The organism is Aquimarina sp. BL5, from assembly GCF_003443675.1.
Taxonomy (GTDB): Bacteria; Bacteroidota; Bacteroidia; order Flavobacteriales; family Flavobacteriaceae; genus Aquimarina.
Genome location: NZ_CP031963.1, coordinates 931,028 through 945,668 on the forward strand (window position 1 = coordinate 931,028; position 14,641 = coordinate 945,668).

At 31.5% G+C, this 14,641-nt stretch carries 14 protein-coding genes and 1 pseudogene; 8 read left to right on the forward strand and 7 right to left on the reverse strand.

What is annotated here, in order from left to right:
- Positions 1 to 30 precede the first annotated feature (30 nt).
- Complete coding sequence (locus D1818_RS04115; RefSeq protein ID WP_118456533.1) at positions 31 to 1,881, reverse strand: glycoside hydrolase family 13 protein; 1,851 nt, start codon at positions 1,879 to 1,881, stop codon at positions 31 to 33.
- A gap of 246 nt (positions 1,882 to 2,127) precedes the next feature.
- Between D1818_RS04115 and D1818_RS04120 the strand changes: the two genes are divergently transcribed.
- Positions 2,128 to 3,195 carry a sensor histidine kinase gene (locus D1818_RS04120; RefSeq protein ID WP_118456534.1) on the forward strand — a complete coding sequence of 356 codons (1,068 nt, stop codon included), beginning with the start codon at positions 2,128 to 2,130 and terminating at the stop codon, positions 3,193 to 3,195.
- The gene (locus D1818_RS04125; RefSeq protein WP_118456535.1) at positions 3,185 to 3,916 is read left to right on the forward strand and encodes a LytTR family DNA-binding domain-containing protein; all 732 of its coding nucleotides are present in this window, start codon (positions 3,185 to 3,187) and stop codon (positions 3,914 to 3,916) included. Before D1818_RS04120 ends, D1818_RS04125 begins: the two co-directional genes overlap by 11 nt.
- Before the next feature lie 26 nt (positions 3,917 to 3,942).
- Here the strand turns inward: D1818_RS04125 and D1818_RS25800 are convergent, their stop codons facing one another.
- Together D1818_RS25800 and D1818_RS04130 are read right to left on the reverse strand one after the other, a co-directional pair.
- Positions 3,943 to 4,074, reverse strand: a complete 132-nt coding sequence (locus D1818_RS25800) for a hypothetical protein (RefSeq protein ID WP_255424789.1) — start codon at positions 4,072 to 4,074, stop codon at positions 3,943 to 3,945.
- A gap of 169 nt (positions 4,075 to 4,243) precedes the next feature.
- On the reverse strand, positions 4,244 to 4,828 hold the full coding sequence (locus D1818_RS04130; RefSeq protein WP_118456536.1) for a DUF3244 domain-containing protein: 585 nt from the start codon (positions 4,826 to 4,828) through the stop codon (positions 4,244 to 4,246).
- Between the two features lie 226 nt (positions 4,829 to 5,054).
- Here D1818_RS04130 and D1818_RS04135 point away from each other — a divergent pair, with 226 nt between their 5' ends.
- Positions 5,055 to 5,930: an AraC family transcriptional regulator gene (locus D1818_RS04135; RefSeq protein ID WP_118456537.1), complete on the forward strand. Its 876-nt coding sequence runs from the start codon at positions 5,055 to 5,057 to the stop codon at positions 5,928 to 5,930.
- Here D1818_RS04135 and D1818_RS04140 read toward each other — a convergent pair.
- Positions 5,927 to 6,547, reverse strand: a complete 621-nt coding sequence (locus D1818_RS04140; RefSeq protein ID WP_118456538.1) for an L-threonylcarbamoyladenylate synthase — start codon at positions 6,545 to 6,547, stop codon at positions 5,927 to 5,929. The two genes, D1818_RS04135 and D1818_RS04140, sit on opposite strands and share 4 nt — an antisense overlap.
- Positions 6,548 to 6,749: 202 nt before the next feature.
- Here D1818_RS04140 and D1818_RS04145 point away from each other — a divergent pair, with 202 nt between their 5' ends.
- The 4 genes from D1818_RS04145 to D1818_RS04160 are packed head-to-tail and all read left to right on the forward strand — an operon-like array spanning position 6,750 to position 11,201.
- Positions 6,750 to 8,111: a DEAD/DEAH box helicase gene (locus D1818_RS04145; protein ID WP_118456539.1), complete on the forward strand. Its 1,362-nt coding sequence runs from the start codon at positions 6,750 to 6,752 to the stop codon at positions 8,109 to 8,111.
- Between the two features lie 10 nt (positions 8,112 to 8,121).
- Positions 8,122 to 8,661: a metal-dependent hydrolase gene (locus D1818_RS04150; protein ID WP_118456540.1), complete on the forward strand. Its 540-nt coding sequence runs from the start codon at positions 8,122 to 8,124 to the stop codon at positions 8,659 to 8,661.
- A gap of 4 nt (positions 8,662 to 8,665) precedes the next feature.
- On the forward strand, positions 8,666 to 9,415 hold the full coding sequence (bla, locus tag D1818_RS04155; protein ID WP_118456541.1) for a subclass B1 metallo-beta-lactamase: 750 nt from the start codon (positions 8,666 to 8,668) through the stop codon (positions 9,413 to 9,415).
- Positions 9,416 to 9,422: 7 nt separating this feature from the next.
- Positions 9,423 to 11,201 (forward strand): ABC transporter ATP-binding protein, encoded by a 1,779-nt coding sequence (locus D1818_RS04160; RefSeq protein WP_118456542.1) that lies wholly within the window; start codon positions 9,423 to 9,425, stop codon positions 11,199 to 11,201.
- A gap of 140 nt (positions 11,202 to 11,341) precedes the next feature.
- Here D1818_RS04160 and D1818_RS04165 read toward each other — a convergent pair.
- A pseudogene (locus D1818_RS04165) lies at positions 11,342 to 11,663 on the reverse strand (5-methyltetrahydropteroyltriglutamate--homocysteine S-methyltransferase); the annotation flags it as partial.
- A gap of 55 nt (positions 11,664 to 11,718) precedes the next feature.
- Here D1818_RS04165 and D1818_RS04170 point away from each other — a divergent pair.
- On the forward strand, positions 11,719 to 11,958 hold the full coding sequence (locus tag D1818_RS04170) for a CDGSH iron-sulfur domain-containing protein (protein ID WP_118456543.1): 240 nt from the start codon (positions 11,719 to 11,721) through the stop codon (positions 11,956 to 11,958).
- 42 nt (positions 11,959 to 12,000) lie between these two features.
- Here the strand turns inward: D1818_RS04170 and D1818_RS04175 are convergent, their stop codons facing one another.
- Positions 12,001 to 13,119, reverse strand: a complete 1,119-nt coding sequence (locus D1818_RS04175) for a glycoside hydrolase family 26 protein (RefSeq protein WP_118456544.1) — start codon at positions 13,117 to 13,119, stop codon at positions 12,001 to 12,003.
- 49 nt (positions 13,120 to 13,168) lie between these two features.
- Positions 13,169 to 14,497 (reverse strand): serine hydrolase, encoded by a 1,329-nt coding sequence (locus D1818_RS04180; protein ID WP_118456545.1) that lies wholly within the window; start codon positions 14,495 to 14,497, stop codon positions 13,169 to 13,171.
- Between the last annotated feature and the right edge of the window lie 144 nt (positions 14,498 to 14,641).

Here is a 14,641-nt window from a genome sequence, read left to right on the forward strand (position 1 = left end):
ACCGAACTCTTCTATAACCAGTTGCTAATTTTACTTTACTAAGTCTATAATCAAAGCGGTATTCTTAGATAAATTTACGCTTTGAAGGTTTTGTAGTTTTTTCCCAGTTAGGATATCTTTTCCTTTGGTATAACCTTCTAACGAATTATTAAAGCGTTCCAGATCAAAATTTGGATAGTCTTTATCACTATTATTAATAATGATCATAGTATTCTCCATATCTGTATATCTAAAATACACATAAACATTATCCACCGGTTGATAGTGTGTAAGCTTTCCTTCGTGAATGGATTTTGCGTTTTTTCTCCAGTTTAGGATTGTTTTTACATAATTAAAAACATCGTTTTCTTCTTTTGTTCTTCCGGATTCTGTAAAAGCATTTCGGCTATCTTCTTGCCACCCACCAGGGAAATCCTGTCTTACTTTGCCATCGGGTCTTTTGTTCTTCATTAAAATTTCATCCCCATAGTAAATTTGAGGGATTCCTCTGGTAGTCAAGGTAAACACCATACTTAATTTTAATTTTTCGACATCTTTATCTAATAAAGCTAGTAAACGATCTACATCATGATTTCCATTAAAGACCTTATTATTTCCTGGATTTCCGTATACAAAATCCTCTGCCAATGTTTTATAAACCTCTTCTATATTACCATCTTTTCCAAAGGCTCTTATTAAAGAATAATACAACGCATAATCACTTATACTATTAACATTAGAGGTATATCCATCTTTATTTGCTTTATCATTATTCCAATAGGACAAATATGAGGCTCTTTCTGCCCAGGTTTCTGCCACCATATAAAAATCAGGATATTCTTGTGTAAGTGTTTTCATCCATCTGGACATTGCATGTTTATCTGGGTAAGGATACGTGTCTAAACGAATTCCATCTATCCCTGAATATTCAACCCACCAAATAGAATTCTGGATCATATAAGTTGCCAAAAATTCATTTTCCAAATTCAGATCGGGCATATTAATATCAAACCATCCTTTGGTAAGCAAGTCGAAATCACTAGAGGATACATATGGATCTGATGCAGCAATATTAGTAAAATTACTTCTGGTAAAACTATCCCATTGATTTAACCAATCTTTTGAAGGTAAATCATCTAACCACCAGTGTCCAGCTCCGCAATGATTAAACACTTGATCCATAATAACTTTCATTCCTTTTTTATGTGATTGATCAACAAGTTTCTTATAATCTTCATTCGTTCCTAAACGGGTGTCTGTTTTATAAAAATCAGAAATTGCATACCCATGATATGAATAAGTTGCTTGATCATTCTCCAAAAATGGATTCAACCATAACGTAGTAACTCCTAGTTCTTCTAAATAACCAAAATTATCTAGCACTCCTTTTATATCCCCTCCATGTCTGCCATCATGATTCTTTCTATTTAGTTTTTCTAGTGTGTCTTCTGTAGAATCATTGGTTTTATCTCCATTTGCAAAACGATCCGGCGTAATCAAGTAAATTACATCTGCTGGTGTAACTGCTTGGCCAACTTGAGATCTTTTCTCTTTTTCTTTTAATTGATACTTATGAATGAACTCTTTCTTTTCATTAGTGAATTTAATTGACAAAATTCCTGGCTTTGCATTTTTAGAAATACTTAGATCTAGAAAAAGATAATTTTTGTTCTCTACTTTGTTTACACTTTTTAATTGAACTCCTTCATACTTAAGAGATACATTAAAAGAACTTATACTTTCTCCATGTAATAACAACTGTAAATTAGGATTATACATTCCTGTCCACCAAAATGGAGGTTCTACATGGCTTAATATTTCAGATTTTTGCCCTTGGATCAAAAAAGAATTTGATAATCCAATAATTAAGAGCAATAGTACTTTTTTTGAATACGATTTCATCGATATAATTTTAATTGTTTCTGTAGCTAATTAATGTATAGCACAGATGAACAACAACTTGATTATACCGATAACAGTATTTCAGGATAAACAACCAAGAATGAGGATAATTCTATAAACTCATAATGATCTGAAATAGGAAATGTGTTTTCTGTAGTATGTATTATATTGCCAGTTGTTTATCCTGAATTTTGTTGTTTTATTCAATTTTTTCCGATTTTAGACACTTTAGCTTAATTGCACTTAATGATGTATTCTCTTTTAAAGAATCTATTTTCTAATCGAATCGTTATCCACATTTTATATTGGATAGGATTGATTGTTTTTTTTGGGGTCACTTGGGGAACTTACGATAATGATTACGTCCGTTCATTTACCATTCAAACTTTTAGTTTGCCTGCAAGAATGGTACTCGTGTATGTATCCATCTATATCTTACTACCAAAATTTTTTATTAAGCGAAAATTTATTGCTTTTATCATTGCGTATATTATTGTACTCTTGATCGTAAGTATTTGTATCCAAAGATCTATCATTTTTTTTTATGTACAGCCTAATTACCTTCCTGGATGGCATAGTGAAGGTTATTTTATCATAACAGAATTAATGAATACTATCTTGGATGTTAATATAGCCGCAGTTATTCCTTTGGGAATGAGTTTTTTTAAATTTTACTATAATTCGCAACAAAAAGCATTAACACTTGAAAAAGAAAAAATAGAAGCCGAACTCCTTCAGCTTAGAAATCAGGTACATCCACATTTTTTATTTAACACGCTTAATAGTTTATATGCTCTAATTATAAGAAAATCCGATGCTGCCGAAACTGCCGTATTAAAGCTTTCTCGATTAATGCGATATATGTTATACGAAGCTAATGTTCCTAAAGTCTCATTAACCAAAGAAATAGAATACCTAAAGAACTATGTAGACCTAGAGAAGTTACGATTTGATACCACAATTGATATTAGTTTCAATTCTGAAATAGATAAAGAGTATGAAATATCTCCTTTTTTACTAATCCCGTTTGTAGAAAATGCGTTTAAACATGGGACTTCATCTTCAAAAAAATCGTGGGTTGTGATTAATATATTTGCTAAGCAGGAAGAGCTTGTAATGTTAGTAGAAAATGCTAAATTAATTAATAACCATCACCAGCAAGAACTGATTGGTGGTATTGGGTTTAAAAATGTAAAAAAAAGATTAAATCTTTTATATCCTGATAAATATTCATTAACCATTGAAGATAATGAGTTATCCTATGAAATTATTTTGAAAATAAACCTTACTAAACTCGCTCTAAATGAATACTAGAATCAAATGTCTAATTGTAGATGATGAACCACTGGCCAGGGAAATTATTGAAAATTACATTTCCAGAATTGATCACTTAGAGCTTATTGCTTCCTGCGCTAATGCATTAGAAGCATTTAATATCATCGCAGATAAAAGTATCGATTTAATTTTTTTAGATATTCAGATGCCTGATTTAACTGGAATTGACTTTTTAAAAGATTTAAACCCCTCACCAAAAGTTATTTTTACAACAGCTTACAGTAATTATGCTGTAGATGCATTTAATCTCGAAGCCATTGATTACCTATTAAAACCTATTGAGTTTTCGAGATTTTTAAAATCCGTTAATAAAGTGCTCAAACTTTATAAATCTACTTCTGCTCTACTCGAATTATCAAATAGTAACGAAGCAGAAACTAACTATCAAGATCTTTTTATATATCTCAAGGTTGAAAAAAAAATGCAGAAAATATTCTTAAAGAATATTCTTTTTATAGAAAGTCTAAAAAACTACATAAAAATAAAAACTTGTGATAGAGAAATAATTGCATATAAAAGTATCAGTAATATCGAAAACGTTCTACCAAGCACGCATTTTTTAAGAGTACATCGCTCTTTTATTATTGGCATAGATTATATCGATGCTTTTTCTACTACCGAAATTGAACTAAAAGGAATCAAAATACCAGTAGGTAGAAACTATAAAGCTTCTGTTAAAGAAAAGCTTGGGTACTTTTAATTACTGTAGTATCACAGAAATTACGTTTATCCGTTTAGAAACTCATCAGCTTCTAAAGAGAATTCTTTTATTTCAATAGAAAATTCTTCTACTGTATTAGAAAAAGAAATAATGAAAATTGCTGCGATTACTAGGTATATTTCTGCTACTACATTCATAATTATACTTTTTATTTATAATACTTAAAGTTAAACCAAAAACTATGAAATAAACACAACAATATTAGCAGATATCTATTCGATATTAACCTTACTACTAATTATTTGATAAGCAAAAAGCAGCGTGGTTAGCGCTGCTTTTTGAGTGGTTGAGTTAATAATGAAACAATTAAATACTAACTTTCTTTATAAACGTTCTATCTTTTAGAGAGAAATATAATTGGTATTCTCCTTTTGGCATTTTAGAAAAATCATATGTTCTCTTTAATATTGACTTATCATAACCAATAATCTCTTCTAACACTCTCCCTTCGTTATCATAAATAACAAGGGTTAGAGGTGATTTTTCTGTATTATTAAACATTACTTTCATTAGATTGTTTTCCACACTAACCTGTGGTTTAAAAACAGTCACGGCAGAAGTATTGATTAAAGAAACTCCTTTTTTGTTTTTCAACAATGGTGTAACTTTTACTTCATATAATGATTCTGTTTCCACGAAATAAACTCCATCAGGTACATTACCTAAATTAAAGTACTTTTGATAATTAGGTGTAGCTTCTAAAGTAACGTTGAACAAAATTTCACCGTGATAATCCTTAAGGAATAATTTTTCTCCTTTTACAACTTCTGTCAATGATACAGTAACCATAGACGAATTGCTGATCTCTACTGATACTCTTCCGGCGGCATTAGCAATATTGCTTGTGGTGATTACTAATGCTAGCAAACAAAGGTTAATTACTCTTTTCATAACTTAGGTTTTTGTTGTTGTTAATATTTTACTCTGCAAATATAGCACTGATATCAAATACAGAAATACAACTATATTTGCATATATATGTTCTATTTTAACCTATTAAATTACTTTAAAACCACCTTAAAGTTAATTTAACATATGATTTTAAAAATTTTACATTTTATTAACATGATAAATATGTTATATTTACAAAATAACTATAAGGAGAAAATTCCCTGATATGAAAAAAAGCATTAAACCTTCTCTAGAAAAAATAGTTCCTGAATTTGGAAGTTCTTTTTATTACGAGAATTTTTCTAAAGAGAAAATGAACAAAGCTCCTATTTGGCACTATCATCCAGAAATTGAAATTGTGTATGTTAATGGTGGAACAGGAAAAAGACAAATCGGTAGTCATATGTCATATTACAGAAATGGGGCATTGATGCTTATCGGTTCTAATCTACCTCACTGTGGTTTTACTGATAGCCTAACACAAAATAAAAGTGAAACAATTATACAAATGTTACCAGATTTTCTAGGCAACTCTTTTTTTAATGTTCCCGAAATGAGTGGAGTCAACCAATTATTGGAGCAAGCAAAAAAGGGTATTGTATTTCATGGGGATACCAAACGTAGGATCGGAGCTAGAATTGAGGCATTAGCCATGTTGGATCCTTTTGATAGATTAATAGGTATTCTTAAAGTTTTTAAAGAAATGCAACAAACTAAAGATTATTCTATTCTGAATGCGGAAGGTTTTGTTATTGAGACCTCATTACAGGATAATAATCGTATCAATCTTATCTTCAATTTTGTTCAGAAAGAATTTACTCGTCAAATCCCTTTAGATGAAATTGCAGATAAAGTAAGTATGAGTGTACCAGGATTTTGTAGATATTTCAAAAAAAATACTGGGAAAACCTTTATTCAATTTGTAAATGAATATAGATTGGTACACGCCGCTAAGTTATTACACGAAAAACAAACTAGTATTACAGATATTTGCTATGAAAGTGGTTTTAGCAATTTCTCTCATTTTAATAAACTCTTCAAGGAATTTTCGGGAAAAACACCGAGTACTTATAGAAATGAACTAAAATTTGTGGTCTCTTAGATAATATCGATTGGTCCTTTTCCCTCTCTTATTAGAACTGGCTCACCACTGGTAAGATCTATTACGGTAGAAGCCATATTATCTCCATAACCTCCATCAATTACAATATCCACAAGGTTATCCCATTTTTCAAGTATTAATTCTGGATCTGTAGTATATTCAATAACCTCATCTTCATCATAAATCGAAGTAGATACTACCGGATTTCCTAAATTCTCCACAATACTCTTACAAATATTATTATCCGGAACACGAATCCCTACCGTTTTTTTCTTCTTAAAAACCGTTGGCAAATTGTTACTGCCAGGAAGTATAAAGGTATATGGACCAGGAAGTGTCCTTTTTAATAATTTGAATGTGCTATTATCTATTTGTTTTACATAATCGGACAAATTGCTTAAATCACTACAAATAAAAGAGAAATTAGCTTTTGCAAGTTTTACTCCTTTAATATGAGCAACGCGTTCCAATGCCCTATTATTAGTAATATCACATCCCAAACCATATACTGTATCCGTAGGGTAAATTACCAGTCCACCATTGCGCAAGCAATCAACAACCTTTTGCACTTCGCGTGGATTTGGGTTTTCATTATATATTTTAATAAGCTCCGCCATACTAGTTTTAAGTAGTATAAAGATACAGTTTTATACTATAATTTCGCCCTAAAATACTTGTATTTATGTTTAGTAATAAAGCTTTTGTGTATATTGATAACCGAACCATTTGGTTTATTTACAGATATAAATACTATATTATTTATGTTTTCGTATTTTTTGTAATCAAATAAATTACTTTCGCGTATAAATACTTTTAAAAGTGACTTTTAGAGATCTAAACTTAAGCACACAACTTATCAATGCTCTTGATGACTTGGGGTTCGAAATACCAACTCCGATTCAGGAACAAGCATTTTCTACGGTAATGTCCGGGAAAGATGTTGTGGGAATTGCGCAAACCGGAACTGGTAAGACATATGCGTATATGCTACCCATATTACGAATGTTAAAATACTCTGTGCAACAAAACCCACGAGTTTTGGTACTTGTCCCTACCAGAGAATTAGTAGTTCAGGTAGTAGATGAGATTGAAAAACTTTCTACCTATATTAATCTTCGAGTTACTGGAGTTTATGGAGGAACTAATATCAATACCCAAAAACAAGCAGTCTCTGAAGGTCTGGATATTGTAGTTGCCACGCCTGGACGTCTCTATGATCTTGCTGTAAGTAGAGCGTTACAACTTAAATCAATACAAAAAATAGTGATTGATGAAGTAGACGTAATGCTAGATCTTGGCTTTAGACATCAATTGATGAATATTTTTGATATACTTCCTCAGCAACGACAGAATATTATGTTCTCTGCTACTATGACGGATGAAGTAGATAAAATGATTTCGGAAATCTTTAGAAATCCTGAAAGAATATCTGTTGCCAAAAGTGGTACACCCTTAGAAAATATTAAACAGTTTGGATATAAAGTTCCTAACTTCTATACCAAAGTAAATCTATTGGAACATTTACTTTCTGATAAGGAGATTTATCACAAAACACTCATATTTGTAGGATATAAAAAAATTGCAGATCGCTTATTCGAAGCATTAGAGAATAAGTACAAAGAAGAAATATGCATCATACATTCTAATAAAACCCAGAATTATAGATTAAGAAGTATCGAACAATTTAGAAAGGGAGAAAATAGAATTCTAATAGCTACAGATGTAATGGCTAGAGGGTTAGACATAGAAAATGTGAGTCAGGTAATTAATCTAGACACACCGGAATATCCTGAGAATTATATGCATAGAATCGGTAGAACGGGTCGGGCAGAAAAAGAAGGAGTTTCTTTTGTTTTAACTACAGAAAAAGAACAAGAATATTTGGATGCTATAGAGCGTTTGATGGAAATGGAAATAGAAAAACTACCATTACCAGAAAACGTAGAAATATCTGAAAAACTAACACCAGAAGAACAACCTAAGGTTAAAGAAATATACAACCCTCATAAACGACCTAATGATGATGAGGCGGGTGCAGCGTTTCACGAAAAATCCGCAAAAAACAGTAAGGTTAACCTAGGTGGAAAATATCAACGTGAGATAAAAAAGAAATATAAAAAGCCGAAGACCAAGGGTGATAAAACCTTTAATCTTAAGCATAAGAAAAAGAAGAAAAAATAACACCTATTAATTGGCTTCAATATTTGGACATGCATTAACGGCTTACGCTTTAGGAAAAGGTTTCTCAAAAGAAATGATCACTTGGAAATTTTGGTTATTAGGTATTATCTGTTCTATACTACCTGATGCAGATGTTATTGGTTTTAAATTTGGAATAGCCTACGAAGATTTTTGGGGACATCGTGGATTTTCGCATTCGCTAGTATTTGCATTATTATTAGGTATTTTAGTTACACTTATATTTTATAACAAAAAAATTCTAAGCCGAGCTGGTTTAGCGCTTATCATATATTTTACAATCTGTACAGCATCACACGGAATATTAGATGCGATGACATCTGGAGGATTAGGTATTGCCTTCTTCTCCCCTTTTGACAATACTAGATATTTCTTCCCTTGGAGACCAATTCAAGTATCTCCTATTGGAGCTGGAAAATTCTTTAGTATTTGGGGCATTAAAGTATTGTTAAGTGAATTAATCTGGATCGGAATTCCAGTTGGTATTTATATCTTAGCTATGCATTTTTTAAAAAGAAAAAAGTTTTTTTAAATACATGACTAAACAGTATCTAAAATCGATTATATACGTATCGCTTGTATTTTTTATTTCCTGCAAGCCTAAAGAAGAAAGTAACTTGATTACAATTTCGGAGAACTTAAAACTTACCAAAATAAATAATCACAGTTATGTCCATATTTCCAAAGTGTTTTTAGACAATGGTAAACAATATGCTTGCAATGGTTTTGTATACATAGATGATAACGAAGCTTTTGTTTTTGATACTCCTGCTAATGATGTTGCTTCTGAACAATTAATCAACTGGCTTCAGGAAGAAAAAAGAATAACAATAAAAGGTGTTGTCTTTAATCATTTTCATAGGGATTGTAATGAAGGAATGGATGTTTTTGGAAAATATAATATTCCTTCTATTGCTTCTAAAAAAACTGCTCAGTTGATGCAAGAAAAAGACTTTGAGCAACCAGATGAAATTTTCGAAAACGAATTGATAATTAAGGTTGGAGATAAAAGAATAGTAAATACATTTTTTGGTGAAGCACACAGTAAAGATAACATCGTTTCTTATTTTCCAGAAGATCAAATTCTTTTTGGAGGATGTATGATAAAGAGTATGAATGCTTCTAAAGGAAATCTTGCTGATGCTAATGTATTAGAATGGTCGAATACTGTAAGTAAAATAAAAAAAGCGTATTCTGATATAGAAGTTGTAATTCCAGGACACGGCTCATTTGGCGATCAGAGTCTTTTAGACTATACCATTTCCCTTTTTAATACTAAAGACTAACTAACTTATGAGAGAGTTTGCAAACGATAATACTTCTTCAAAAGATAAAAGGAAACCGAAAGTTACTATTTTACAAGCCTTTAAAACCATTATTTGGCCAAGGCGTGGTTTGGTTTTTATTGGACTTATTTTAATTTTTTTTAATAGGGTTGCTGGTTTAGTTCTTCCTTGGAAAAGTAAAACATTGTTAGATGATGTTGTGCCAAGTAAAGATATGGCGCAGTTATATGAACTATTGATTATTGTTGGTGTTGCGATATTAATCCAGGCTACTACCTCATTTTTATTAACTCGAGTTTTAAGCGTACAAGCTCAATTTTTAATTTCAGAATTACGTGCTCAGGTACAGAAGAAAGTACTTTCATTACCCATTGGTTTTTTCGACAATACCAAATCCGGAGCTTTAGTTTCTAGAATTATGAGTGATGTAGAAGGTGTACGTAACTTAATAGGAACAGGATTAGTTCAACTCGTAGGAGGTATATTTACAGCTATTGTATCTGTATTTTTACTTGTTGAAATTAATGGATGGATGACTTTATTTGTGTTGATTCCTATCACCCTATTTGGAATAGTAGCTCTAAAAGCTTTTAAATATATCAGACCTATTTTTAGAAAAAGAGGTGTTATTAATGCCGAAGTAAAAGGAAGATTAACTGAAACGCTCGCTGGAGTTAGAGTTATTAAAGGTTTTGGTGCAGAGGAACAAGAAAGCAAGGTTTTTGAGGAAGGAGTGGATCGTTTATTTCAGAATGTAAAAAAGAGCTTAACAGCTACTGCTCTAATGACCAGTTCTTCTACATTCTTATTAGCCGGTATTGCCTCTACAGGAATTATGGGAATTGGAGGATATTATATGATGGAAGGAACTATGACTGCAGGTCAATTTTTATCATTTACAATGTATTTAGCTTTTATGATTGCTCCAATCGTACAAATGAGCAATATTGGCAGTCAATTAACTGAAGCTTTAGCTGGTCTGGATCGAACCGAAGAATTGATGAATATGGATCCGGAAGAAGATCCTGAGAATCGTACAGTACGATTGGATAATATCAAAGGGGATATCATTTTTGATAATGTTTCGTTCTCTTATGAAGAAGGAAAAGAGGTATTACATAACATAAATTTTAGAGCACCTTCTGGAACTGTAACTGCTTTGGTAGGAAGCTCTGGTTCTGGTAAGTCTACAATTGCTGGCTTATCTGCCACATTTCTTAATCCGAAATCTGGTCTTATCACTATCGATAGTCACGATATCTCCAAGGTGAATCTTAGCAGCTACAGGCGTAATCTGGGAGTTGTATTACAAGATGAATTCTTGTTTGAAGGTACTATTAAAGCCAATATATTATTCCCTAGACCTGATGCTTCAGAAGAGCGATTACAACAAGCTGTAAAAGCTGCTTATGTAAATGAATTTACAGATCGTTTTGATGATGGATTAGACACATTAATAGGGGAACGTGGTGTAAAATTATCAGGAGGACAAAGACAACGTATTGCGATTGCTCGTGCCATTCTTGCAGATCCGAAAATCATTATTCTAGATGAAGCAACCTCTAACCTGGATACAGAAAGTGAAGCATTAATTCAGAAAAGTTTAGGCGAATTAATGAAAGGCCGCACTACTTTTGTCATAGCGCATAGATTAAGTACGATCAAAAAAGCTGATCAGATTTTAGTCATTGAATCAGGAAATATTGCCGAAAGAGGAACTCATGAAGAACTGATCGCTGCAGAAGGTAGATATTTTGACTTATATACATATCAGGCCAGAATTTAAATTAATTAAATTCATACTTAGCTAATAGACAATTTTACAAACATCATAACCTGGATGGGTTCCAGTTAAAAATAAGTAGAGTAATCTATTTTCGCAAAGATTACTTCCGCTTAAACCATTGATAATATATGAACTATGACCTAAACGGTTTGTACAACTTCTTTTCTTAATTGTCGAGCAGCTTTAACTATTGTTTTAAGAGCTTTTCTGTTTCTTCCCATCCACGTGTTTTTAATCCACAATCTGGGTTAATCCATAATTGATCTATAGGAACATATTCTTTCTTGTGCTTTACGCATCAATTCTATGATTACTTCTTTATGAGGTACTCTCGGCACATGAATATCATAGACTCCTGGTCCTATTTCATTAGGATATTTAAAAATCTACAAAGGCGTCCAACAGCTCCATTTGCGATATAGAACATTCAATTGTAATTACATCATCATGTAAATTTGTAATTTAAAATCAATCTTAACCCAAGATTTAATATTTTTAGAAGCATAAAATAAACTTTATGGAAAATAATATAAGAGGTGGCGAAGCTCCAATAGCTTGTCAATTAGAAGCGGATAAAAACTATGCCTGGTGTACTTGCGGTCATAGTGTTGATCAACCTTTCTGTAATGGTACTCATAAAAAAGAAGGAGGAACAAATCCTTTAATTTTTAGTACTGAAGAGTCTAAAGAAGCCTATTTATGTACTTGCAAACAAACAAGTAACCCTCCATATTGTGATGGTTCTCATAAAAATTAATAAAAATCTCAATTTTTAATGTAATGATTTAGTAGCACACCTCTATGGAATGTCTTGACTAAGTAGCATAACATCTTTACTTAAAAATTCTCTAAAATCATCCACCGAAGGATGTCCTAAAAAAGGCGCGTGAAAGAAAGAAGGCGTATCATTTCTCCATACCATAGCGTATGTAATACTACTACTTCTAATAGCTTTATATAAGCTTTCTGTCCACCAATCATTTTGATCTACATTTTCTAAACCCGTCTCCGTAAGTGCAAAAAGCATATTTTTACTAGTGGCTATGTCTTCTACAATCCGTAAATTTTGTAAAGCACTTTGTAAAAAATTTCCGTTTTTAAAATCATATACATCGATACCCAACATATCTACATAATCATCTCCTGGATAATTGCGCATATATTCTTCTGAATTAGTAACCCAATTTGGAGCATAAATGTAAATCAAGTTATGAACATCTAAATCCTCTGTTAAAATCTTTAATGTATCTCTATATAACTGTTTATACTCTTCTGTAGTTCTAAAACCTTCTCCCCAATAAAAAAAATCACCATTCATCTCATGCCACGGGCGAAACAATATTGGAATTGGATTTCCTTCAGAATCTTTTAAGTTTTTAAGCAGTATTGAGGCTTTTGTTAAGTTATCTAAAAATTTGTCTCTATACATTCCTCCTTCTAACATATCGGGCACTACCGCTGTTAAAACACCCGCTGAATTGTTTGGGTTTACCATATGCCAAGTCATGGTAATGATACTTCCATTTTCGTGGGCATCTACAACTGCTCTAGTGAATTTTTCGATAAATTCATCAATAAATAGAGAATTTTGTAGGCTTATCAATTCCAGATCAAAACCAGCAATTGCTGGGTAATCATTAGCTACTTCTATAAAATCTTGATCGAGTCTATCTGGCATAGGAAAATTATTACCTGTACCAAAGGGTTCTTGTTGACCAAAAGCAATTCCTTCTTGTGTTAATGTAAGTAATCTGGAATATAAATCTTTAGCTTCCTGACATAAATTAGCATCAGCAAAAACACCATCATTAATAAGTATAGGTGGATTCCTTTCAGCATTAGGATCAAATAAACTTTGTTCATCAGTAGAACAGTTTACAAAAACCAAAACAATAAATACTGAAAAGATTTTCTTCATTATTTTTAATAGTCGTCTAAATCCAATAACCTTACAAATAACAACCTTTCTATTTTACTTTTTTTATAAAATTCACCTTGCTCCCATTTAATTCTAAAATCATTTTGTTTTCAGTAGGGTAAAAATTTAACGTTGCTCCTGCTCTATCAGATTTAAATCCATCTTTTGCATATGCAACTAATGGAAATTTAGGGCCATCTTTTGCATCAGCAATTAACACAGTATCTTCTTTTGTAATAGTAATCTGAAAAGGAAATAAATCACTTGTATAAACTCCCAAATAAGGATCTAAAGCTTTAGTTTTTAATTGTATTGGTTCTTTAAACTCCGGAAGTTTATAATTTTTATTATAATAACTTTTTAATACATTAACTATACAATTGTTTGGAGACATTACAATTCCGTTCCCTATGTACGAAATAGTAATTTTATCCTCTGGCACATACAATGTAAGTGATTGAAACCCATCTATCCCTCCGTTATGGCCATACGCTTGCTTATCAAAAAAGATTTCTCCTCCTAACCCAATTCCCATACCTAGAGAAGTGTCCATCATTTTTTCTAAAGAATTTTTAGACACTAATTTTCCAGAAAACAAACTAGTATAAAAGACATTTAATTCTGTTGGAGTAGAAACTATGGCTCCTGCTCCTATTGGAACACTCATATCTGTATGCTTTTCTATTAAACTCCATTCAGAATTTTCTCGAACATATGATAGTGCTTCGTTATCTTCTGTATTTATTATTTTACCATACCCTGTTCTTTTCAATCCTAAAGGCTTTATGATTCTTGATTCCAAAATTTCGGCATAGGTTTTACTTTCAATTTCTTCGGCTATATAAGAAAGCAGTACATAGTTGGTATTAGAATATGTCATCTTTTCATCAGGTTGAAAATCAACTTCTCTTTTTACAATTCTATTCATCATTTCTTTCCTGGTATTTGGGACCAACATCCATTTCCTAAAATCTTCATCTTCTGTAAGATTAAACAAACCACTACGATGACGTAACATATGTTCTATTGTGATCTTATTAGCATTGGACACTTCTGGAAAATAATCAACTAAAAAAGTTCCTAAGCTTAATTTCTTTTCATCTACTAATTGCATAATTAAAGTCGCAGTAAAAGTTTTGGTAATAGAACCTATTCTATACTTCGTCTTTTCATTTGCCTCTATTCCATTTTTTACATCGAGATAACCGATAGAATTTTTATAAACTTCTTTTCCTTCTTTGTAAACAGAAATACTACCCATTCCTTGATTATGAATTTCTAACAGATTAAATAAGCTATCTATTCTTTCTTTGTTAAATGTTTGTGCTTGTATGGTCGGGATGTTCATTAAAAGAACTATTATTATTATTTTAATCATATCTTGTTTTTTTATGTATTAAAAAATGACGCAACTCATTACCTGATCAAAAATTTTTTGATCAAAAATTCAGATGCCCTTTTTAAGTTTTTAGTATCTATACAACCAGATAATGTTATATATTTTCTATTGGTAAGTAGTTTT